A 22,716-nucleotide genomic window follows, 5' to 3' on the forward strand; every position below is an offset into this window, starting at 1 on the left:
CTCGTAAGCCTATACTCCATAAGGTTAGAGCTATGTACTTCTTCTTAGTTTACACTTTTTGGCATATTTTCTCAAATTGCAGCGATCGCCCCTTAATACGACCGATTGCCGATGAAATGAGCAACCTCGATCAAATCTTTCTTCGCTTGGCCGCCAGGCAGCTTGTCCAAAGAAGCAATCGCTTTATCAAGGTACTTCCGGGACAACGCTTCCGCCTTTTCAATGCCGTCGCTGTTTCGGATCATATCCAGGAACCCGCTCACATCCGTTTGTCCGTCCAATTTATGTATACGTTCTAATTCGGCCAATATCAGCGGCTTCAGAGAAGGATCTTGCAAAGCGTACAGTACGGGAAGCGTGATGTTGCCTTGTTTCACATCTGAACCGGGCGGTTTGCCAATCTGCTTCTCCGTGCCGATCAGATCCAGAATATCATCGCGGATTTGAAACGTCATGCCGATGTTGTAACCGAAGCTGTACAGCTTATTGCAAATCCAATCCGGAGCGTCTGCCGCCATGGCTCCCAATTTGCAGGAAATGGCGATCAGGAGCGCCGTTTTGCGTCTTATTCGCAACAAGTAATCGCGGATCGTTTGTTCGGAATGAAAGAAAAAGCGGATTTGTTCCATTTCGCCGATAGACATTTCCACGATCGCTTTCGACATGATTTGATGTACAGCCGGTTTGTGGATTTGCGTAATGACGCCTAAAGCTTTAGCAAATATGTAGTCTCCCGTAAACATCGCAATCCGGTTGTCCCATTTGGACCGAACCGTTAATTGTCCGCGCCTTGTGTTCGCGTCGTCAATGACATCATCGTGAACAAGCGAGGCCATATGAATGAGCTCCAGCGGCACCGCGACGCACTTCATCGTTTCCAGCCGGTAATGTCCAAACTCGCCGGAGAGCAGTACAAAGACCGGGCGAATACGCTTTCCGCCAGCCTTCAATAAATGGTTGGACGTTTCTCTCAGCATCGCGTGATCGGTATATACGCTTTCTTCGAGCGCTTTTTCAATAGCAGCTATATCTTTTTTCTTTCTTGAATAAATATCGATTAAATTTTTCATTCTGTCACCCGTGCCACTTTAGTCTCAGACCATAAAGCGATACTTACCGGTTTCGGCAGGAAACCAAGCTCATAACAATACTTGTAGTAGGTAGCAAGTCCTTCCCATTGCTCCGTTCCAAAATCATAACATAACGTATGAAAATAATGATGCCAATATGTAGCCGTGCCGCCTACCGAAGCTTGCGCCTCGCTAATCATTTCCTCCGGATTGCGATGTGCTTTCGCTTTACTTGCCATGAACGCCTCAAAAACATCAGCCACCAGTTCCGGGTACATCTCAGCCGTCTCTTTGCGTATCGCCCACACGGCGAAGGAAATCCATTGGCCGGTCCATTTCGCCCATTCTTGCCCAAGATCTGTAATCATATACGTTTTATTGCGCCAGCTCTCTTTGATCGCATCATCGCCAATGAGCAGCGCCCCGTCCGCCCGAGCCATCATGCTATCAACATTCGGATGCGCATACTCATAAGTGGGCTTCCCGCCATAAAATTTCTCAAGAATGATTTTAAGCAAATTCACGGATGTAGCTGAAGTTGTCGGCAGCATAATATGCCCGTTCGCGATTTCGCGGAGCGGCTTTTCATGGAACAATAAAATCGAATTGACTTCTCCATAAGCGCTAACGGACAAATCCGGATACAACAAGTATTTCTCGAAGGATTCCCCGTAGGCAAAGGAAGAAATCGGTCCCATATCAATGTTTCCAGCAGCCATAGCTTGATTCAGTGAAGTTGGAACTTGTTCAATTATGTCCACATCCGAAGTGCTCATAAGCTCCGGAAAATAATAATAGATCGGCCAAACGTTCGTATAGTTGATTCGGCCAATGCGGATTTTCGGGTCAGCGCTCATCATGGTTATCTCCCCATCTTCGGTACAAGGAATGCTCAATCTCCATGCTGTCCAGCACTTTGCCTACCAAAAAATCGACCATCTCTTCTAAAGAGCGCGGACGATTATAAAAGGCGGGCATCGCCGGAAGCATGCGTACGCCCATTCTGGATAAGGTTAGCATGTTTTCTAAATGTATGGCATGTAATGGCGTTTCCCTTGGAACCAGAATTAATTTTCTTCCTTCTTTCAGCATGACATCTGCTGTCCGCTCTAACAAGTTATCTGACGATCCGTGCGCAATGCCGGATAACGTGCCCATTGAGCAAGGGATGACAACCATTCCTTTCGTGCGAAAGGATCCGCTGGCTACGGTCGCTCCTATATCAGCAATAGGATGATAGTCAAACGTGCCTGCTCGTCCGCCAAAGTGCTCCTGGAGCATCTCCTTGCGCTTGCCGGCATTCCAATCCAATTCATCGTGCAGGACTCTCCAGCCGGCCTCCGTAACGATCAGATGTACGTTTAATCCTTGATCCAGCATGACCTGACACAGCCTGACGCCATAAATGGCTCCGCTAGCCCCTGTAATCCCTATCACCCAATTGCCTCTGCTCATAAGTACTGCCTCACAAGCACATCAAGCAGTGTAAATACAAACATCACAAGGCTGAGCACACCGTTCATCGTGAAGAAAGCTGTATTCAGCTTAGATAAATCCTGTGGTGAGACAAGTCGGTGTTCTTTGTACAAAATAAAATACGCAATAACAAGGCCTACCAAATAGAACCAGCTTAAATGTGTGATGAAGAATAAAGTAACGAGTCCTACTGCTGTAAGTACGTGCAAGACACGCGCTGTATTAAGAGCTGCCTTAATGCCAAAGCGGCTCGGCAATGAATGAAGACCTTCGTTGCGGTCGAACTCAGCATCCTGACAAGCATAGATCAGATCAAAGCCGGCACTCCAGCACACAACAGTCAAATAAAATATGATAGAAGCCCATGTGAATTGGCCTGTCACGGCAATCCATCCGCCTAGAGGGGCTAATCCTAATGTCAAGCCGAGTACAAAGTGGCATGTCCATGTGAATCTTTTGGTATAGGAGTAAAAGACAAGAAAAAACACTGCGATTGGCAGCAGTTTCATTGACAATGTACTTAATTTTGAGGTTGCCCAGAAAAGCAATGCAAATGAAATAATAATATAGATAATAACTTGCGGGATGGAAATCAACCCCGCGGGTATTGCGCGATTTTCCGTGCGCGGATTTTTCTTGTCTATCGCTTTATCGATGACTCGGTTTAATGCCATCGCCGCGGTTCTCGCTCCAACCATCGCCAGCGTAATCCAGCCAATCTGTGCCCAACTCGGCAAATGTCCATTTAATACCACGGATCCAAGAATTGCCCCCATGAAAGCAAAAGGCAGTGCAAAAACACTGTGTTCAAACTTAATCATTTCTAGAAAAATTTTTAATTTAGTAAACATATGTGCATTACTCTCCTGATTTCGTATTCCCCTTGGTGCCAATATGCAAGGCTGCGACTCCGCCTGTTAACGGGTAAGCCTGTACATGATCTAATCCTAGGTTCGTAAAAATTGCCGCAAGTTGTTTGTGATCGGGAAAATGGATTAATGATTCCGGCAGCCATTTATACTGCTCATACTTCTGAGCAATCATTTTACCCAAGAAAGGCAGAACGCGTTGGAAATAAAAATAATAGATTGACTTGAAAGGCTGCCAGGTCGGTTTAGAGAGCTCAAGAGACACAACTAGCCCTCCTGGCTTAACGACACGCTGCATTTCACGAATGACCTGCTCCAAATCGGGTACGTTGCGAAGGGCGAATCCGATCGTTGCGTAATCAAACGTGTTGTCGTCAAACGGAAGACTCATTGCATTGCCTTGAATAAGCTCAATCTGCTTTTCCAGGTTAAGCTGCTTAATTTTCTCAGCGCCGTAATCCAGCATGTTTTGGCTGAAATCCAGCCCGACCATCTTACCGGTGCCGCTTGCCCGCGCCAATGAAATCGTCCAGTCGCATGTGCCGCAGCATAAGTCAATGGCGGTTTCCCCCGGCTTCACATTCATCTTCTTCATCGTAAAACTGCGCCACGCTTTATGCCTGCGGAAGCTCAAAATATTGTTCATTAAATCATACTTTGGCGCGATACTTTCGAAGACGGAGTGTACGAACTCTTCTTTGGATTTTTGGTTTTTACCTTGTGGTTTTGTTTTGGTCATATTCATCTGTCAGGTCACCTCAAATTTCTTCCAGCACTTTGGGCTGCTTCGCTAAAAATCGCAGGAACGGCTCTCCTATGTGAAACAGTTCACTTATTAGTTTGTCCGATTCAAGCTGTTGCACCTTCGATTGTAACAGCTTCGTTTGGGAATCCAGCATTTCATACAGCTGCGAAGTGATATGATACTTATGCAGCAGCGTGCGGACTTTGGCTTGATCCGATTCTTCCACTTGCAGCTGCTTCCGCTCATCCTTCGTGCCATGCTGCAAAATGTGCCAGAATCCCCAGCTATCCTTGAAGTTGGCCCCGGACTCCATACGGAAAATCTCTTCAAAGATAACCTCGCACTTCGCATAACTCCTCAGGATCTCAGGCCAAGCTCCATCATATACTTCAGACATGAACTCCGAGAATGACAAAAAAAGCTGAGATTTGATCTCCACCGTTTGGTGAATGTAATCTTCTGCCGATAATTTCAATTGCTTCATTTTCATGTACGTGTTCATCTTGAGTCTGTTGACTTCGCAAATTGCATTCGATAACTGCTTAATCATGTCAATTTGACCGGCTCCGGCGAGGAGATGATAGAAACGGGAGCTGAAATAATCCCCAGCAAGAACTTTTAGCTGTCTGGATCTTGCCGCTTTTTTCTCTTTGAGATCATTCGAGACCGTAACCATATCATGCGTGTCTAGCGCAAGCTGCACAAGTGAGGTTGCTAGCGTATACAACTCACTGGAAGAGCTTAATTTACTATTTCCGTTCAAGAATGCAAACAACAGACGCGTACGCAGCTCCGGGAAATCGGGCAAGTCTGTGTGAATTTGGATCATATCATACTCCGTGTACTGCTTGGCGATCTCTGGGATCCGATAAGAATTCATGCAAAAGCCTCCGTAACCGTGTGCCAAATCTCAAATATGTTGGTCTAAGTTTCAATTCAAATCATTATATCATAACACGTTAACAGAAGCACATCTAATTATAAAGGATATCTTTGCTGCCATTTGGAGGTATACGTGATGCGGAACCGATTCTGCAATTCCTGTTCTAGCTGAATGAGGCTGAGCTCGCTCGCGCTCTTATCCATATCCTTCCCAGATTCACGTTCGGCAACCATGGCAAGGACAAGCTGCGTCGATGCATTGTCTGACACGCCCGAATAATCGATCACTCGCACCCATACTTGATTCACATTCTTGGTTTTCATCAGCATGGTCTGCGCAATCGTGTATAGATCGCGATATACGGAGGTTGAATCGGCGTTTTTGGGCAAACTCAAATCAAGCGACATGCGGGTGCTGCTCAGTTCCACCTTGCGAATCCGCATTTGCAACGGAACTTGCACGAGTAAATCCGGCAAATTATTGTCCGTGACCTGGCCTATACGGTTACTTGGCCAATGATAAGGCGAATTGATCCCAATTGAACTATCCATTTTTGGCAGTAAAGACAAACAAACGGCAATGACAAGAGATATCGTTAACGTCATGACGATGCGCATCGACCATTTCATATCGTATTGCACCTCCTGGCTATTCGGCAAGAGCCAAACGGGCTGTGGAAGCCGATGATTACAAGCTCTATACACCATTGTACAAAGAAAAAAAGCAGGCTATGCCTGCTTTTTCAATAATAAATTATTCTTCTGTATCGACTGTGCCGTATTTCGTAATAATGAGCGCCTTGCCTCTCACTTTAACGGCGGATGTGTGCTCTGTGAACTGGGCGATCATGACCTCGCCTTTGTCCAATTTTTCCGTATGATGAAAGCGTGTGTCTTGACCGCGCGTTAATCCAATCACATGAACACCGTTGTCTTTGGCTTTAATAACGAAATATTCATTGCCGTTTGAATTCGGTTGATTCATTTTGTTCGTATCGTCCATTTCCATCCTCCGTTCTTGCATTACTCCATGTCCATATCTAATGATGCCAAAAAAAGCATCCCCAAGTCAACTAACCTAAATGGAAACTTCGCCTGAGGTTGTCTGTTGTCCCTTTTGATAAAACTGTTTGAATTTAGCAGGCAGTACCCGCTGTGACCCTAAACGAATAAGGAAATCCGATAGTTTCACCGTTCCATAGGCAAACAGCATGCCTGCGAATACGTCAATTAACCAATGAATTTGCAGGTATAGAGTTGAAAAAATGATGGAAGCGCAGTACGTGACCATCATCGTTTTGAAAATACGGTCCTTCTCTCTTAACGCCAGAAGAAGCATCGCAAAAGAGATTGAGGTGTGCATGCTCGGAAAACAGTTCATCGCTGCAACAAGCAATGCGTTCTGATCGGCAAATACGCGGTGCAATAAATCTGGCTGTTTGTTTACGTACCAAACCTCGTGCAGCAAAATCAAGTTATAGAAAGGCAGGATCAGCGGAAATTGCAGCATGTGACCGGATAGTGCGTACGACAGCATTTTTTTGATGCTGCGTGTCCAGAAGCTTCTTACGATACAGATCCATAAAGATAAAACAAATCCGTAATTATAAATCCAAACCATCGCTCTATCCAAAAAAGGAGAGGCGATCCACCTTGCCCAGCGGCCGTTATTCAGTGGAATGGCGTTCATATAATCGTCCCAATGCCAAGGATGGCGGTTGTTTTCAAACATCCAATTGGCGATTTTCCACCAAAAGCCGTTTCCGGTTCCATAGAAATAATAGAATACGCCGAGCAGCGGAATGCCGAAGATAAAAAACCGCTTCCAATCCACGTCAATTTGATCCTTGCGGACACCCAGCAAACAAACTAACAGCAGGATCCAACACTCTTTGCTCCAGTTCCCCACCACGCCAATTCGCCATACTAAGTAAATTGAAGCAATAATACCGAACATCGTCCAATCTTGAGACTTTACCAGCTCGTTCAGTTTCAACTTATTCAAGACTGTTCCCCCTACATCATCTAAGAAAGCTTCTATTGGAACAAGCCTCTTCAAGAGAAAAAGACATCGGACTATCGATGTCTTTTTCATAATCGGAGTAACACGATTCGAACGTGCGACCTCACCCACCCCAAGGGTGCGCGCTACCAGGCTGCGCCATACCCCGTCTGTAGCTCACTTATTCACTTTGTAATTATAGTAGGAGACTTTGGAATTGTAAAGGCATTTTCTGCTAATCATAAATAAAGCCGCGACAGCAAAAAGCGGTCACGGCTTTATTGATATATAACGTTCAATAGTATGTACAACGCAATTATTGAATGCCATCTTTAAGTGCTTTACCAGGTTTGAAAGCTGGAATTTTGCTTGCTGGAATTTCGATTTCATCACCAGTCTGTGGATTGCGTCCTTTACGAGCAGAACGTTCACGAACTTCAAAGTTACCGAATCCAACTAATTGTACTTTATCACCGCTTTGTAGCGCTTCGGAAATTGCTTCAAAAACAGCATCAACTGCTTTTGTTGCATCTTTCTTGGAAAGCTCAGAGGTTTCAGCAACCTTGTTAATCAATTCAGATTTATTCATGCCATTCACCTCCCCCCAAGATTTCTTACTTCCGTTACTTCCTGTTTTCACCGTTTCCTTAGAAAATATACATGAATCAATGAAAAAACGTTGATTTTCTTAGTAAAAATGAACTTCGAAAGCAGACGAATAAACTCATAGTAATATACTACGTCATCAATTTCAAGTATCGATTTCCATTTTATGTGGGTATTTTTGCTATAAAACGACAAAAAACACTCTTTTGAGTGTTTTTTTGTCTACTTTCTTACAAGATAATGGCAATTAAACCGCCGGAGCCTTCGTTAATAATACGGCCAAGCGTTTCCTGCAGCTTATACCGCGCGTTGTCCGGCATTTGGGCCAGCTTGCCTTGAATGCCTTCGCGCACAATGGAATGCAGCGATCTTCCAAAAATATCAGACTCCCAAATTTTGAGCGGGTTATCTTCAAAATCCTGCATCAAATAGCGGACAAGCTCTTCGCTCTGTTTCTCAGTTCCGATGATCGGCGAGAATTCAGACTCGACATCCACGCGAATCATATGGATAGACGGCGCTGTAGCCCGCAGTCGGACCCCGAATCTGGAACCTTGACGGATGAGCTCAGGCTCATCCAGCGCCATTTCAGCAAGCGTAGGAGGCGCAATGCCGTAGCCCGTCGTTTTGACCATTTCCAGCGCTTCAGCGAATTGATCGTATTCTCGTTTCGCATGCGTGAAGTCCTGCATCAGCTGCAGAAGATGATCCTTGCCGCGAATCTCAACGCCGACCACTTCCACCAGGATACGATCATAGAGCTCATCCGGCGCAAAGAGGTCGATCTCGGCAACGCCTTGCCCCATACTGAGTCCGGCCAGCGCCGCCCTATCAATAAACTCATATTCCGCAAACTGGCTGACGACACGATCCACGTCGCGCAAGCGTCTAATATCTTGAACCGTATCGCGTACGGAATTTTCGAATTGCGTACGCAGCCAGTGATTCTCATCCAGAACCATGACCCAGCTCGGCAAATTCACATTTACTTCATGAACAGGGAACTCATAGAGCACTTCGCGCAGAACAGAGACCATTTCTTCTTCGCCTGCACTTGCCACGCTCATCGTTACGACAGGCACGTCATAGCGGCTTTGCAGCTCGCTGCGCAGTTCAAGCGCCGGCTCGCTGTTTGGCTTCTGCGAGTTAATGATGACGATGAAAGGTTTGCCCACTTCTTTCAGCTCATTAATCACTCTTTCTTCTGCAAGCACATAAGAGGAACGAGGAATATCCGAGATCGTGCCATCGGTCGTCACCACGACACCTAACGTGGAATGCTCTTGAATGACCTTGCGCGTTCCGATTTCCGCCGCTTCCTGGAAAGGAATCGGTTCATCGAACCATGGCGTATTGATCATCCGCGGGCCGTTCTCGTCTTCATAGCCTTTGGCGCCATCAACTGCATAACCTACACAATCAACAAGGCGCACATTCACATTCAGCCCTTCGGCCACGGAAATTTGAACCGCCGTATTCGGCACGAACTTTGGCTCCGTTGTCATAATCGTGCGGCCAGCAGCGCTCTGCGGGAGTTCATCGGTAGCCCGGATCCTATCCGCTTCGCTTTGAATGTTCGGAAGCACTACAGATTCCACAAAACGCTTTATAAAGGTTGATTTGCCTGTACGGACTGCTCCAACAACCCCTAGGTAAATGTCCCCTCCCGTTCGTTCTGCAATGTCCTTAAAGATATCCACTTTCTCCAAGAGAATCCCTCCTACAGTTTGGTCGTCAACTGACTTTGAGACGGTAACAATTGACTACTCGTACATTCATTTGGACTAGTAAGAAATATATGTACTTTCGATAGAAATATGATAGATGCGCCATATCTTTTTTTTGCAGCTCATATTTATTAAGCACATATATGGCTTTCCTCACCACATTGAAAAAATATATGATTGCAGCGGCGGTGATATTCTGAAAATTAAAAAAAGCGTGCTCCTTAAGTGACTTATTAAAATGAAAAAGGAGTTAAGCCGCTTGTACGTGCTTAACTCCATTGTATTTGGCCTCTATATACTGCGGCCTTTAGTTAGGTTGTGGAAACCCCTCGGGCATTGTGTTTGTGGGAACTATGATCCTCTATTTTCGATAAAATCAACATTTCTGCAAACTGAAGAGAACTACGATCCCCTATTTGATGTAAATTGGACAAAATAGAAGTTTTTCAATGCTATTAAGACCCTGTAGTTCCGTCTGCAGCCTAAAACAGTCCATTTTGCTCAAATAGCGCCTGTAGTTCCCTCCAGCTAGATCATGCGTGCCTCTCGGCACGCCTATACACAAAAAAACTGCCCCTCCGGCATCTACGATGGCTTTGGGACAGTCTTGGTATCTTATTAAGGCGAAACCTGAGGAAGAGGCTGATTATTCTGCCAATGATAAGCAAAGCTGCGTATAGGAACGAAATACGATTTGCTCACAAGAATCTCTCGCAAATCCTCCTCCGGTTTTAACGAACCGGCTAAACCCTGATCTTGGATATACTTCATAATATCCATTGCGTAGTCAATTGCTACATCACCCGTTTGCTTATTCACCAAGTAGGTTACGAGGTTTTGGCGATTGTACACCGACTTGATTTCAGGCGCTTTCATCCCTAGTTTATTGAAATCGACATAATCAAACGCTTCATTGATCGCAATTCCGGGAGGCAATTTCCCATCATGGCTCGCTTTGTAATCATTTATTTTCTTCTGGACATCCTCGACACTTTGATACGCCGATAGATCCATCAATTTCACGGTCGGTTTCGTTTCGGCATCCACGAGGACATAGATAAAGATGCCTCCGCTTTCGAAAGCATTCGCCGGTACCGCGCTTAAATAGTTCGCTTTTTTCAATTTTGCAAAATCAATGACATACTTCTCATAGAGAGGCGTTGACATATCACTATTTTTTATCGGCAGAACACCGCTTTTCTCGTGGAAAAGATCGACAGCTTGCTGCACAACGGTTATAAACTCAGCAGGGTTGATTTGATTCTCCTTGCGCAATTCCTTAGGATAAGCGCACCCACTTAGCACCAGAACCAAACTAATTGCTATAGCTATACCTATCCATCTGCCTTGTATAAGGCTTGTACCTCTATTCACGCTTCCATCATCCTATCTATATGCTTTAAAATAAATCGTCATCTCCATCCGTTTGCCTCGCAAGCTGAGCGCGAATAGCCGCCTTTAACGGGTCCTCCGGTATCGTTACCTGCACGGCACCTGTCACACGAGCCTGACAGGCAAGGCGGAAGCCTTCATCCGCTTGCGATCCGAGCTTCAAACGCTCATTCACATTCATTGGCGCGAGTCCTTTGGAGCCGGGATCGTTTACTTTCACTTTGCACATCAGACAAGCTGCTTTGCCACCGCAGCGCGTACGAATGTTAACTCTCGCCTTTCGGCCGGCATCCAGCAAGGTTGTGCCCGGCCTAACGCTTATTTTTTTGTCGTCCGGATAAAAATGCACTTCCGGTCCATTCATCAGGATCACCTACTTATCTGCCATCATCCGGGACGTTACGGCGAATCGAATCTATTAAACACTCAAGTTTTCTTTGGAAATCTAGTCCCCAACGATTCCTTTGCAATAACACATGCAAGGTCTGCATGTGCCTTTCCGGAGAAGCCAACATCGTTCTATAAATAGCCTCATATCGATCAGGCCGATCACGCAATAGGTTAAAGATAAGTTCATGCGCCAGCGGCATGACTTTCACTTCTTGCTTACCTATATCAGCCAAATGACTATGGTGCTCCCATAGAAACCCTACTTCCACTTGATATGCAGAATCAAGCGCTTGAACTTTGAAATCTCCTACCACTTCAACCATATCTCCATGAATCTGATAATGGCTCAAGATGGAAGCATACATCACGGTTTGACTTAACACAGGCGTGTCTACGGAGTAATCTTGCAAAGACGTATGTATCCCGGCCACATCGCTCAGGTCTACATAAATATCCAGATCTCTCGGGCTTCTTCCGATATCTACGTTTTGCATAAGCAGTCCACAGCTGCCACCGATGAGCCATCGTACGCTAGGGGCTTGCAATAATTGTGTATGAATGGTCGTAATCGTTGGTACTAACGGTTCCAGCAGGACCAAGTTGCCCACACCTTTCAGGCAGATTTTTTAGAAATAAGGCTTATGCGTGACGGAAATCGCGCCGGATTGCTTCACGATGCACTGACAAGCCAGCCGGTACCCCTGTTCAATCTCCTCAGGCTCCAGACGGCTCTCCTCTTCGTCAGAAGGCAGAGAAAGCAGATCCCGGCCTTCCGCTATATAACAGCGGCACCGGGCACATGTCCCGCGCGTACACGAGAACCCCCACTCTACGTCATTTTTAAGCGCATGGTCTAAAATACTTAAGCCTGTTACCGGCTCCATCGTTTTCTGAGTTTTACGCGTTTTTAATTCCAACATCGATGACTTCCCTCCATGTTAAAACAATGATAGCAGCATATAGAGCAAAATCGGTACAAACAGGAAAAAGGCAACGGTCGAAAGAACGACGCGAATCCAGCCTTGCGTACGCGTTCTCGCATACGAAATCAACAATGAAGCGACAACCATCAGGCCAATCGCCACAAAAGACGCCCACATTTTGTCCAAACTTGACATATTTTTAACTCCTTATGTATATATCTTTAAAATTAATCACCAGTAAGTATAGCATAGGATGAGAAAAAAAGCATAAAGGGCAGCAAGCTCCCCTTCATGCTTTTTATTTTTTGCCCATCATCATGTTCATAAGCTGCTGCATGTTATTGGTGTCCAGTTTCGAGCTTTTAACAGCCTGGATGATATCGTTGACCGTTTCTTCGGATACCTTCACATTTACTAGCCCGGAGACTTGTTTGATCAGCTGACGAAGCTGAGTCTCACTTTGCAGTGTAGAAGGTTTAACACCGCTGGCAATTCTCTCAATATCTTTAGGTGTAACGGATTTACCCGTTTTTTTCTTTACCACATTCAATACGTCCTTGGACATATCTTTGTTTGCCAAATGCGCCGCCTCCCATACCTGATATAAACTAAAAAGCTTATACGGTATAGTATGAATGCGGCTAGAATGTGGTGTAGGCTACTTCAGCACATTTGTAACGGCACCTGTAGCCACTTCTTCGATCTCGTGAGTTCTGACGCGTCCCATAAGGTCCTGAGCGGCAATCTGAGGCGATTTCCCATCGAAAAGCACCTTATACAGCTCATCGGTAATCGGCATCGTCACTTCATATCGGCGCGATAATTCGTAAGCGGCTTTCGTCGTTTTCACGCCTTCGACGACCATCCCCATCTCTTGAAGCACTTCTTCCAGCGGAGTGCCCTTCGCGAGTTTATTGCCGGCACGCCAATTTCGACTATGTTGACTTGTACATGTCACAATCAGATCGCCAATTCCGGCTAATCCGGCAAAAGTCAATGGACTAGCCCCCATACTAGCGCCTAAGCGTGCGATCTCTGCCAGTCCTCTCGTGAGAAGCGCAGCTTTTGCATTATCGCCAAAGCCAAGACCGTCTGTCAGTCCTGCACCGAGCGCGATGATGTTTTTGAGGGCACCGCCAACTTCGACACCGGCAACATCCGGGTTCGTATATACACGGAAATAGGAGTTAATCATTAAATCCTGTGCAGCCTCTGCCGCCTCAAGGTCTTGTGCCGCGACAACGACCGTTGTCGGACATTTCCGGATTACTTCTTCGGCATGGCTAGGACCCGAGAGCACTACAAACCTACTCGCATCCGCTTCCGGCAGCTCATCTGCCAGAACTTCCGTCATTCGTTTGAGGGTTCCGGTTTCAAACCCTTTGGTTGCATGAATAACCAAAGCATCCTTTTTCAAATAAGGTCGCATGAGAGCCGCTACCTCACGCATCCCGGATGAAGGGACGACCATAATGATCGCGTCTGCCCCTTCAACCGCCTCCTGCAGCGAGTTTGTCGCCACAATGAGCGGCGATAGTTCCACATCTTGGAGAAAACGGCTGTTCCGGTGCTGTTCGTTGATCTCTTGCACTTGCGACGCATTGCGGGACCATAACAGCACCTGCTTCCCATTATCCGCCAGTACCGAGGCGAGTGCCGTTCCCCAGCTGCCGGCTACCAGAACCGATACTTTATTTGACATGGTTACCTCCTAAACGTTTGGCATGGGACAAATCGGGCTATGCCCTTTTTTGCCCCAGCTTGTTCTCTTTTCCCTGGATCAGCTTCACAATATTCGTACGGTGCCTCATAAAGGCAAACGCGCACAGCAAAATGCTAATCCACAAAACAGGTAAAGGCCGATCCATTCCCCAAATAAGAAAAGGTAAAAGTGCGGTTAACACAAGGGAACCGAGCGATACAAACCGAGTTATGGCAATAATGGCGATGGCAGTCAGTCCTGCGATTAACGTTGGGATGAAGCACAGCGTGGCCATTACGCCGATCGTAGTGGCAATGCCTTTGCCGCCACGGAAACCGTAATACACCGGCCAATTGTGTCCAATGATGGCAGCAAGTCCGCATAGTACGCAAACCCAGATGTCATCGGGACCGGGAGCTGCCCAGATGCCGAGGCAAACGGCAGCGACTCCCTTCAAGCCATCCAAGATCAGTACGAGGATGGCCGGGCCCTTGCCCAGAACGCGGAGCGTATTGGTCGCCCCCGCATTGCCGCTGCCGTGTTTGCGGATATCGATGCCTTTGAACCATTTTCCAAATAAATAACTAAAGCTTATGGCCCCTAATAAATAACCCGCTATGATTGTTATTATGGAAATTGAAAGCAAGCTGCAACATCTCCTTATTCTTTGTCCGAAGTCTTTCTGCGGCTTAAGATACGAATCGGGGTTCCTTCAAAACCGAAGGCTGCACGAATCTTATTATCCAAATACCGTTCATATGAAAAGTGCATGAGCTCAGGCTCATTCACAAAGAGCACAAAGACAGGAGGCTTCACCGCAACTTGCGTGACGTAGTTAATCCGCAGGCGCTTGCCTTTATCCGTCGGAGGCGGATTGTAAGCTACCGCATCGGAAATAACATCATTCAACACATGCGTTTGAACACGAAGGGCATGATTCTCTGCCACTTGAACGACAACCGGCAACAGCTTATGCAAGCGCTGCGTTGTTTTCGCCGATACAAAGACAATCGGAGCGTAGCTCAAGAACAAGAAATGATCACGGATCGTCTGTGTAAAATGCTGCATGGTCTTATCGTCTTTCTCCACGATATCCCATTTATTTACGACAATGACAACCGCTTTTCCTGCTTCATGCGCATAGCCCGCAATGTGCTTGTCCTGATCAATAATGCCTTCTTGACCATCGATAACAACGAGCACAACGTCTGCGCGTTCTATCGCTTTCATCGCGCGCATCACGCTATATTTCTCCGTGTTCTCGTAAACTTTGCCTCTCTTCCGCATACCAGCGGTATCGATGATGACAAACTTTTGATCGTCGCGCTCAAATGGCGTATCAATCGCATCGCGCGTCGTGCCGGCAACATCGCTTACAATAACCCGCTCTTCTCCGAGAATCGCATTCGTCATGGACGACTTGCCGACATTCGGACGGCCGATCAGAGCAAATTTAATGACTTCATCTCCGTATTCATCGTCCTTCTTGTCAGGGAAAAGCCCGCACACAACTTCTAGCAAATCTCCGATTCCGATACCATGAGACCCTGAAATGCCAACTGGATCTCCAAATCCTAAAGAATAGAACTCATAGATATCATCTTGACGCGCCAGGTTATCTACTTTGTTTACCGCAAGCACGACCGGCTTCTTAGAACGGAACAGCAGTTGAGCCACTTCTTCGTCCGACGGGGTTACTCCCGCTTTGGCATCTACCATGAAAACAATAACATCCGCCTCTTCGATCGCAAGCTCGGCCTGCACACGAACGGATTTGAGGATGGCATCCTCACCGTCAATTTCAATACCGCCTGTATCAATCACGCTGAATGACGTATTCAGCCATTCTCCCACACCATAGAGTCGATCACGTGTTACACCCGGTTTATCTTCCACAATCGCCATACGATCGCCAACGATCCGATTGAAAATAGTGGATTTGCCGACATTCGGTCGGCCGACAATTGCAAGTACTGGTCTAGCCAATTCTCATTCACTCCTCCTGATTCCATGATCAGCCATGGAAAAATACGCAACTTACATCATAACAAAAAAGACACGGATTGGCTAATCTCTTTTGAGACTTTGCCAAATTGATCGCTGCATACCCACCGCACTAGGTATGTTTGACCAAAATCATCGTGCCATTTTTCAAATCATGCGCGTTCGCATCCAATATCTTTTCCAAGGAAAAAGAAACTTTTTGCAGATCCTCTTCCTGATCCACGACAAAAATTGGAGCGCCGCCGCCAACCCGTTCCTTCGTCATTGTCACGACAGCAACGATTTGCGTCATTTTAAGCCTCCTTTTCTTTATTGACAGCTGCCTCGGACGGCATGCGTACAGCACTTTCCAGTACAGGAATTCGATGCAGGCCGACAAACGTCTTATTCGCATCCTTCTCTTGAGGCAGGAGAAGCAATCCAAGCGTTCCGGTGTTCATATCCAGCTTGGCCATTGGCCTCAACGAGGGCTCGCCATCATCTCGGTACACGCCAAATAACGTAGAGATATCATGAAGAATAGCCTGTCTTTGGCCCAGATTTGCCAAGGTTACGCGAACGTTGCGATTTTTCGGTTTAACCAGAAAACCAATGCCATGCTCTTGAATCTTGCTGCGGGTGTCTTCCAGCCCCACATTCATGATATAGATGTGACCGACAAACAGATCAGGTCCTTCCATCCGGATTGGTACGAGTTCTATCTCCGCGATATCCCCCAACTTTTTGCCTGATTTAAAAAAGTTGGCAATCCAAATGGAAATAATTCCGGCTAAAGCCCCCCAGTACCAAGCGAATAAAATACTAAATAGAGAAGCAAGGAAGGACGTGAATATGACGAGGTAATTTCTCCCCTCGAATACCATGGCGATGCCTTCGATATAAGCCGCTCCTCTGGGAACAAGCTCCAGCTCATCAACCTTCGTTAAGCTTTGTCTTTCCATATTGCGAACATCCCGAAACTGCTGCGCGGCCAACGATAAAAACGTAACCGCCGTATAGTTTTTTTCAAGCAAAGCAGGCACAGCTACCGCCCCCAAGCCGGCGGCAATGACGCCAAGGGAAATATGTATGATTTTTCCATGCGGGTAAGTCGGGTATTGCCTGTAGTCTGTCCTGAGCATATTGAGCCGCGCTGCTATCCCAAAAACAACACCTACGACGATACCTATCGTATACCGGTGCGAATACAACCAGTCCATTACTTTCTCCAGCCTCCTTTTCGCTCCATCCAGCTGCGTATCAGGCTTCGACAACCGTTATAAGCCGATTGCAGAATAATCGTCATCGTTCGAGCCGTGAAGACAGAAAGCCACCATTGGTCTTGAAATGTCGAATGCCCGAGATGATGGTAGCCGGCTACGGGATGAATGCCCGCCAAATACATATCGCCAAGCAAGTAGCCGATCGAAATCGCGGCAATTTGCTCCAAAGCATTCCGCTGCAATAGAACGGCCAGAATGGCGAGCAGTATGGCAACATCCCAATCTGAATTCCGCACAATGAGAATCGGATCCATCTCCAGCAGCTGCTGCAGCAAGAAATGAAGCGAACCCAGCAGAAGCCCGATCGAAAGCAAATGAAGCTTATGTATGAAGCCTTGGGTTACGTGAAGAATAGCGATGCTCATGAGAAAAATAAGGACATAGACGAGTTGAATATGCACTTGTTTAATCGTTATGGAAAAGTTCGAACCTATCAACCACAGGGCAAAAAAAAGAAGCATGCCTTTATGCGATATACTTCTGATGTACAGTTCCTTCCATCCGCTGGCAAACAAGATCAACGTGATGCAAAGGAGAATGAGAGACAAATAACCGGAGTTCATAATCTGACCACCCTAGGCTGCATAAGCTAGCTGATGACGCGAATCATCGCTTGCCTGCGGATCTTCAGGCTTCCGCTCTGTACTGATGAGGGAAGCACTACCTGATCCTTAGTATGGCAATCTTTCGATTATTTACTCCGATTGGTTCTATCTGCGTATGAAGTTAAATTTATCCCGCGGGCGCGGCACCATTCTGCTGTTTCTCCCAGAATGACGACCGGGCATTGTCCTAATGCCTTTATCGTCGGGGCGCCTAACGCTGTCATAATTAAAATAAGTCCTTGATGAAGCTCGTCTGCAAAATGATGCATGCTTTCCGCGCCTTGCTCGCGCAGCACTCTCAAAAACGCTCCCGCCATACCGACGGCCGAGGCGCCAAGAACAAGCGCTTTGGCTGCTTCCAAAGCATTCGTAATGCCTCCCGAGGCGATCACTGCGCCTTGCTGATACACCGACAACGACTCCAGCAGCGAGATGCTGGTCGGCGTGCCCCAATCGTTCAGCCACTCCATCGCGGCTGGACGTCTTGCATTCTCAATGGCGGCGAAATTCGTGCCGCCCGAGCCGCCGACATCCAGGATACGGACGCCAATCTCCTGCAATTGCTTGGCATTATCCTTCAGGATGCCGAAGCCGACTTCCTTGACGATGACCGGCACCTGAACATGCCGGACAATCGCTTCAATTCGTTTCAGCATGCCAACGAAGTTGCGATCCCCTTCCGGCATGATCAATTCCTGCATAACATTCAAATGTATTTGCAGTGCATTAGCTTCAATCATCTCTATTGCCCTAACCGCTTGATCCACGGTAGCCTCGCTGCCTAAATTCGCGAACACGATCCCTTTAGGGTTCTCGCGCCGCACAACTTGGTAACTTGATGCTACCTCGCTGTTCTTTATAGCAGACATTTGGGAGCCGACAGCCATCGCCATCCCCTTCTCCCGCGCCATAATGGCTAGTTCGCGGTTGATGCTCTCTGTCTCCTGGGCGCCACCGGTCATGGCATTAATTAAAATCGGCGAGCTCATAATGAGATCGCCGATTTCAGTCGTTAATGACATATGATCCGTTGAAGTCTCAGGCAGACAGTTATGCACAAGCTTGATATCCGACAGCCCTTGCTGTCTAGATTGACCAAGCTCCAGCGCGTAATGGACATGCTCCATTTTGCGTGAGATGCGCATTCCTATGGTCCTCCTAAAATCCAAGTATCAATTATTTTTTAAATTTGGAAAGTTTGTCGCCAAAACGCTCGCCAAGAGTCATGGATAGACCTTGGTTGCTTAAGGACACGTTCTCGTTGCCAGCGATCTCTTTTTGATGACTAGCGCTGTTACCGCGATCACGATCGCCTCTTGGTTGTCTTTCTCTTTCTGGCTTGCCAGCGGATGGAGCAGCTGCAGCAGGAGCTTCCGGAGCTTCTTCTGTTTCTTTGATGCTTAGGCTAACGCGTTTCTCGGACGCATTGATTTCCAAGATTTTCACTTGAACTTCTTGGCCTTCTTTCAATACTTCGTGAGGCGTGCCAATGTGACGGTGTGCAATTTGGGAAATGTGCACAAGACCTTCAACACCAGGAGCTACTTCAACGAATGCGCCGAAAGCGGCAAGACGTTTCACTGTACCTGTTACGATATCGCCAGCTTTGAAATCATTTTCCACATTGGACCATGGGCCTGCTTGTGTAGCCTTGATGCTAAGGCTGATTTTATCGTTGGAAGGATCAAGTTTAAGGATTTGCACTTTCACTTTGTCGCCTTCTTTGACAACGTCGGAAGCTTGCTCAACATGGTGCCAAGCCAGCTCGGAAATGTGCACAAGGCCATCGATACCGCCGATGTCAATGAACGCGCCGAATTGTGTCAAGCGTTGAACCGTACCGTCAAGTACTTGTCCTACTTGCAGACCTTCGATGATTTTCTTTTTGTTCGCTTCGAACTCTTCATCCAATACATCTTTTTGGGAAAGGATGACTTTGTTTTTCTCGCGATCGATTTCTTTCACACGAAGACGCAATGTGCGGCCTTTGTAAGAAGAGAAGTCTTCAACGAATTGACGCTCAACCATGGATGCCGGTACGAAACCGCGCACGCCGATATCAACAACCAAACCGCCTTTGACAACTTCAGCTACGGAAGCTTCGATAATTTCTTTGCTTTCCAGTTGACCTTGCAGGGTTTCCCATGCTTTCTCGCTATCCACAACACGCTTGGATAGTACCAAAGTTTCTTTGGCATCGTTGATAGAAACAACTTTCAATTCTACTTCTTGTCCAAGCTGAACTGCTTGACCCGCATCGTCTAAGCTAACGGAAGACAATTCGCGCACCGGGATGACACCATCGTATTTGTAACCGATATCCACGAAGGCTTGATCTGCATCTACCTTAACGATTTTGCCTTTTACGGTAGCGCCTTTCTTCAGCACAGCAACATTGTTCATGGCATGCTCCGCTTCTGCTTGCGATACGGCTGTTTCTTGAGCTTCTTGCGTTTGATCTTGAACTTTTACTTCATCTGACATGAGATTAGCCTCCTCTAATTACAACCAACAAGAAATAATTTATAAGTCACAAAGCAGTATGTAAGCTTCTACTCTGTTTCAAACAAAACAATAGTATCATTCGCTTTAAAGATAGTATAATTCCAAGCTTTCATTTCCATACATTTGGCTTATGTCTTGCTATATGTACGGTGCAAGCGGCGAATTTCTTTCATAATGGCTTCAGTCGCAAGCTCCAAATCTTCGGAACTGGCTCCCGCATAAGCGCTAAGATCAAGCGGTTTGCCATACACGATGGTCATGCGGCGGAATAAGGAATAATTGCCGACAATCGCAACGGGCACGACCGCAGCGCCGGATTTCAATGCAAGCGAGGCAGCGCCCTTCTTGCCCATTCCCCCCGCGTTATTGCGCGAACCCTCCGGGAAAACGCCTAACATATTCCCGTCACGGAGCAATTGCACCGCCAGACGGATTGAATCTCTGCTCACGCCTCCGCGTTTGACGGGAAAGGCGCCTACTTTCGAAATGACAGAGCCCAAAACAGGAATATTAAACAGCTCTGCTTTCGCCATAAAGTGTACCATACGTTTAAGCGGAGTTCCTAATAATGGCGGATCCAATAAACTTGTATGATTGCCGCATAGCACTACTGCGCCATGTTTAGGGACATTCTCCATGCCGATGGCACGCATTCGGAAAAATAAGGTGAAAAAGCAGCGAAACAAGGCCCTGCCGATGCGATACAGCATCTTATTTGCCACCTCCGACTTTGTTTTTACAAAGCCCAAGTATCTCGTCAACAACTTCTTCGATCGTCATAGAGGTACTGTCCATTAACACAGCGTCATGAGCGCGCCTGAGCGGAGAAATCTCTCGATTCTGGTCCAACTGGTCCCTGCGGGCGATGTCCTGTTCAAGCTCGGAGAGTGTCAGCGTACAAGTACCGTTGTTCTGCATCTCCTTGAAACGCCGTTCTGCACGTTCTTTCACACTTGCTGTCAGGAACACCTTGATTTCTGCATCCGGCATGACATGGGTGCCAATATCTCGGCCATCCATGACGACACCTTTGGATATCGCCATTTGTTTCTGAAGCGCGACCAGCAGCTGGCGTATCGCGCCATAACTAGCGATTTGGGAAACATGGTCTGTAATCGCTGTGGTACGAATAGCTTTCGTCACATCGACACCATCAACGTAAACCTGTTGCCCTTCTTCTCCAGGTACGAGCTCAATTTGCATACGTTCCGCCAAAGCAGCCACTTCTGTTTCTTGATCAGGTAGCAGCCCCTCTTGCTGTACTTTCCATGTTACTGCCCTATACATGGCTCCTGTATCCACGTAAATGAATCCAAGTGCTCCGGCTACAAGCCGAGCGATGGTACTTTTACCGGCTCCAGCAGGTCCATCAATGGCAATATTGAACTTATCCAAGCTGCTGTTCCTCCCAACGATACCTTACGAACAAAAAAGCAGGCACTGCCTGCTAATCGATTCAAATTATACCACACTACCTAGGCATATGCAAAACTTGGACGCATAATAGATTGCATCAAGACGTGCTTAATAGCGCTCCCCCTTCCCATTCTGAGGCGTCATGTAAGGCTTTCCTTCAAGCGGCTCCACACGCGTAAAATGCTTGCGAATGTAGGGAATTTGGAGAAGCAGCTGCACGCAAATAAGCACAATAATACAGAAGAATGTAGTGCGAATTATCACCTTCTCAACCTTTGCGGAAAAGAGGATAAACAATTGCTCGTAGGACTTCGCTTCCCGATCGTTGGACATGAGCGTTCACCTGCTCGAATAGGCATTTTGTCTGGTAGTATACCCATACGAGCGGACTCTCATGCTTACAAGCAGAGAGACTTTTGATTTCGTCAAAAGATCCCTATATTATCTTTTCCGGAAATCCATTTGGCGTTCGAAACAAAAACGAATTAATTTCTGGCGCTCCCGATCGAGAATGTCAACAAATCTGAGCATAGCAAGCTGCTTGCCGGTTTCCAAATGCTTGACGCGCACTATCTCGCCGCTAAAAGAAATATGCTCAATATTGCCATTCTTAAATGGAACCAGCAGCCAACAGGAAATAGCCATGTTCACGCCGAGCGGAATTTGCCCGTCATAAACAAAGGAAATCCCGCCGCCGCCGACATCGTCAGTTACGCCGATAAATTGAATCTGGTCCGACACTTTGACTGCGATTTCAAGTTCAGCCGGCACCCTCAGAAAACTTCTGCGCTGAACTTGCGTAATGGCTTCAGATTCAGGCTTGTGTAGCTCAATCAGGCGAATGACATCTTCACGATAGCCGGTGACAGACGTGGTGAAGTAATGCTTCACACCACCTTGACCGACATAATAAGTGTTAAGCTCATCGCCGTAATACAACTTCTTAAGTCTGCCCGTCTGCTCATTCATCGGAATTTCAATCACAATGGAAAGATCCGTCACATCCGCAATTCTGGATCTGTACTCGATTTTGGATTCTTCATCATCGATACTGTTTACTTGTATATGTAAAATTTGGTTAACCTTGGGCAGCAATTCCTGCACCTCCGAAACATAATATGACACAATTATACCACGCCC

General features: G+C 46.8%; 29 protein-coding genes and 1 tRNA gene. All 30 read right to left on the minus strand.

Going from position 1 to position 22,716, the window contains the following annotated elements; genetic code table 11:
* Positions 1-92: 92 nt before the first annotated feature.
* The 30 genes from GC097_RS04200 to GC097_RS04345 all read right to left on the minus strand — a co-directional run bounded on the left by GC097_RS04200 (position 93) and on the right by GC097_RS04345 (position 22,701).
* Positions 93-1,070 carry a polyprenyl synthetase family protein gene (locus GC097_RS04200; RefSeq protein ID WP_171682083.1) on the minus strand — a complete coding sequence of 326 codons (978 nt, stop codon included), beginning with the start codon at positions 1,068-1,070 and terminating at the stop codon, positions 93-95.
* Positions 1,067-1,927: a menaquinone biosynthetic enzyme MqnA/MqnD family protein gene (locus GC097_RS04205; RefSeq protein WP_312875607.1), complete on the minus strand. Its 861-nt coding sequence runs from the start codon at positions 1,925-1,927 to the stop codon at positions 1,067-1,069. Before GC097_RS04205 ends, GC097_RS04200 begins: the two co-directional genes overlap by 4 nt.
* On the minus strand, positions 1,917-2,525 hold the full coding sequence (locus tag GC097_RS04210) for a UbiX family flavin prenyltransferase (protein ID WP_171682085.1): 609 nt from the start codon (positions 2,523-2,525) through the stop codon (positions 1,917-1,919). Before GC097_RS04210 ends, GC097_RS04205 begins: the two co-directional genes overlap by 11 nt.
* Complete coding sequence (locus GC097_RS04215; protein ID WP_171682086.1) at positions 2,522-3,397, minus strand: UbiA-like polyprenyltransferase; 876 nt, start codon at positions 3,395-3,397, stop codon at positions 2,522-2,524. Before GC097_RS04215 ends, GC097_RS04210 begins: the two co-directional genes overlap by 4 nt.
* Before the next feature lie 7 nt (positions 3,398-3,404).
* A complete protein-coding gene (locus GC097_RS04220) occupies positions 3,405-4,154 on the minus strand; it encodes a demethylmenaquinone methyltransferase (protein ID WP_171682087.1) in 750 nt (249 codons plus the stop codon).
* A 19-nt stretch (positions 4,155-4,173) separates the two neighbouring features.
* Positions 4,174-5,040, minus strand: a complete 867-nt coding sequence (locus GC097_RS04225) for a heptaprenyl diphosphate synthase component 1 (protein ID WP_171682088.1) — start codon at positions 5,038-5,040, stop codon at positions 4,174-4,176.
* Between the two features lie 98 nt (positions 5,041-5,138).
* Positions 5,139-5,672 carry a hypothetical protein gene (locus GC097_RS04230; protein WP_171682089.1) on the minus strand — a complete coding sequence of 178 codons (534 nt, stop codon included), beginning with the start codon at positions 5,670-5,672 and terminating at the stop codon, positions 5,139-5,141.
* Between the two features lie 124 nt (positions 5,673-5,796).
* Positions 5,797-6,045, minus strand: coding sequence for a trp RNA-binding attenuation protein MtrB (gene mtrB, locus GC097_RS04235; RefSeq protein ID WP_246293933.1), 249 nt, complete (start codon positions 6,043-6,045; stop codon positions 5,797-5,799).
* 75 nt (positions 6,046-6,120) lie between these two features.
* Positions 6,121-7,047: a phosphatase PAP2 family protein gene (locus GC097_RS04240; protein ID WP_246293934.1), complete on the minus strand. Its 927-nt coding sequence runs from the start codon at positions 7,045-7,047 to the stop codon at positions 6,121-6,123.
* 92 nt (positions 7,048-7,139) lie between these two features.
* Positions 7,140-7,213: transfer RNA gene (locus GC097_RS04245), tRNA-Pro, on the minus strand.
* A gap of 147 nt (positions 7,214-7,360) precedes the next feature.
* Positions 7,361-7,633: a non-specific DNA-binding protein Hbs gene (hbs, locus tag GC097_RS04250; RefSeq protein WP_171682090.1), complete on the minus strand. Its 273-nt coding sequence runs from the start codon at positions 7,631-7,633 to the stop codon at positions 7,361-7,363.
* A gap of 247 nt (positions 7,634-7,880) precedes the next feature.
* Complete coding sequence (gene spoIVA, locus GC097_RS04255) at positions 7,881-9,359, minus strand: stage IV sporulation protein A (protein WP_145655311.1); 1,479 nt, start codon at positions 9,357-9,359, stop codon at positions 7,881-7,883.
* A 636-nt stretch (positions 9,360-9,995) separates the two neighbouring features.
* Complete coding sequence (locus tag GC097_RS04260) at positions 9,996-10,751, minus strand: YphF family lipoprotein (RefSeq protein WP_312875608.1); 756 nt, start codon at positions 10,749-10,751, stop codon at positions 9,996-9,998.
* Positions 10,752-10,776: 25 nt separating this feature from the next.
* Entirely contained in the window at positions 10,777-11,133 is a 357-nt protein-coding gene (locus tag GC097_RS04265) for a 2Fe-2S iron-sulfur cluster-binding protein (protein WP_171682091.1), read from the minus strand.
* A 13-nt stretch (positions 11,134-11,146) separates the two neighbouring features.
* On the minus strand, positions 11,147-11,758 hold the full coding sequence (locus tag GC097_RS04270; protein ID WP_171682092.1) for a nucleotidyltransferase family protein: 612 nt from the start codon (positions 11,756-11,758) through the stop codon (positions 11,147-11,149).
* A gap of 27 nt (positions 11,759-11,785) precedes the next feature.
* Positions 11,786-12,079 carry a 2Fe-2S iron-sulfur cluster-binding protein gene (locus tag GC097_RS04275; RefSeq protein ID WP_171682093.1) on the minus strand — a complete coding sequence of 98 codons (294 nt, stop codon included), beginning with the start codon at positions 12,077-12,079 and terminating at the stop codon, positions 11,786-11,788.
* 18 nt (positions 12,080-12,097) lie between these two features.
* Positions 12,098-12,277 carry a DUF2768 family protein gene (locus GC097_RS04280; protein WP_171682094.1) on the minus strand — a complete coding sequence of 60 codons (180 nt, stop codon included), beginning with the start codon at positions 12,275-12,277 and terminating at the stop codon, positions 12,098-12,100.
* A gap of 103 nt (positions 12,278-12,380) precedes the next feature.
* Positions 12,381-12,647 carry a stage VI sporulation protein F gene (locus GC097_RS04285; RefSeq protein ID WP_171682250.1) on the minus strand — a complete coding sequence of 89 codons (267 nt, stop codon included), beginning with the start codon at positions 12,645-12,647 and terminating at the stop codon, positions 12,381-12,383.
* A 93-nt stretch (positions 12,648-12,740) separates the two neighbouring features.
* Entirely contained in the window at positions 12,741-13,784 is a 1,044-nt protein-coding gene (locus GC097_RS04290; RefSeq protein WP_171682095.1) for an NAD(P)H-dependent glycerol-3-phosphate dehydrogenase, read from the minus strand.
* Positions 13,785-13,821: 37 nt separating this feature from the next.
* Positions 13,822-14,430: a glycerol-3-phosphate 1-O-acyltransferase PlsY gene (gene plsY / locus GC097_RS04295; protein WP_216625632.1), complete on the minus strand. Its 609-nt coding sequence runs from the start codon at positions 14,428-14,430 to the stop codon at positions 13,822-13,824.
* 14 nt (positions 14,431-14,444) lie between these two features.
* Positions 14,445-15,770: a ribosome biogenesis GTPase Der gene (gene der / locus GC097_RS04300; RefSeq protein WP_171682096.1), complete on the minus strand. Its 1,326-nt coding sequence runs from the start codon at positions 15,768-15,770 to the stop codon at positions 14,445-14,447.
* Between the two features lie 130 nt (positions 15,771-15,900).
* Positions 15,901-16,080: a capping complex subunit for YIEGIA gene (locus GC097_RS04305; RefSeq protein ID WP_171682097.1), complete on the minus strand. Its 180-nt coding sequence runs from the start codon at positions 16,078-16,080 to the stop codon at positions 15,901-15,903.
* 1 nt (position 16,081) lies between these two features.
* Positions 16,082-16,987: a YIEGIA family protein gene (locus GC097_RS04310; RefSeq protein WP_171682098.1), complete on the minus strand. Its 906-nt coding sequence runs from the start codon at positions 16,985-16,987 to the stop codon at positions 16,082-16,084.
* The gene (locus tag GC097_RS04315) at positions 16,987-17,613 is read right to left on the minus strand and encodes a YphA family membrane protein (protein WP_171682099.1); all 627 of its coding nucleotides are present in this window, start codon (positions 17,611-17,613) and stop codon (positions 16,987-16,989) included. The genes GC097_RS04310 and GC097_RS04315 overlap by 1 nt, the downstream gene beginning before the upstream one ends.
* Before the next feature lie 128 nt (positions 17,614-17,741).
* Entirely contained in the window at positions 17,742-18,800 is a 1,059-nt protein-coding gene (gene fni, locus GC097_RS04320) for a type 2 isopentenyl-diphosphate Delta-isomerase (protein WP_171682100.1), read from the minus strand.
* Between the two features lie 31 nt (positions 18,801-18,831).
* Positions 18,832-20,139: a 30S ribosomal protein S1 gene (gene rpsA / locus GC097_RS04325; protein ID WP_171682101.1), complete on the minus strand. Its 1,308-nt coding sequence runs from the start codon at positions 20,137-20,139 to the stop codon at positions 18,832-18,834.
* Positions 20,140-20,288: 149 nt separating this feature from the next.
* A complete protein-coding gene (locus GC097_RS04330) occupies positions 20,289-20,870 on the minus strand; it encodes a lysophospholipid acyltransferase family protein (RefSeq protein ID WP_171682102.1) in 582 nt (193 codons plus the stop codon).
* Between the two features lies 1 nt (position 20,871).
* Positions 20,872-21,555 carry a (d)CMP kinase gene (cmk, locus tag GC097_RS04335; protein ID WP_171682103.1) on the minus strand — a complete coding sequence of 228 codons (684 nt, stop codon included), beginning with the start codon at positions 21,553-21,555 and terminating at the stop codon, positions 20,872-20,874.
* A gap of 129 nt (positions 21,556-21,684) precedes the next feature.
* Positions 21,685-21,909 (minus strand): hypothetical protein, encoded by a 225-nt coding sequence (locus GC097_RS04340; RefSeq protein WP_171682104.1) that lies wholly within the window; start codon positions 21,907-21,909, stop codon positions 21,685-21,687.
* Positions 21,910-22,017: 108 nt separating this feature from the next.
* The gene (locus GC097_RS04345) at positions 22,018-22,701 is read right to left on the minus strand and encodes a flagellar brake protein (protein ID WP_312875609.1); all 684 of its coding nucleotides are present in this window, start codon (positions 22,699-22,701) and stop codon (positions 22,018-22,020) included.
* Between the last annotated feature and the right edge of the window lie 15 nt (positions 22,702-22,716).

The organism is Paenibacillus planticolens (assembly GCF_013141725.1).
GTDB classification, from domain to species: Bacteria; Bacillota; Bacilli; order Paenibacillales; family NBRC-103111; genus Paenibacillus_E; species Paenibacillus_E planticolens.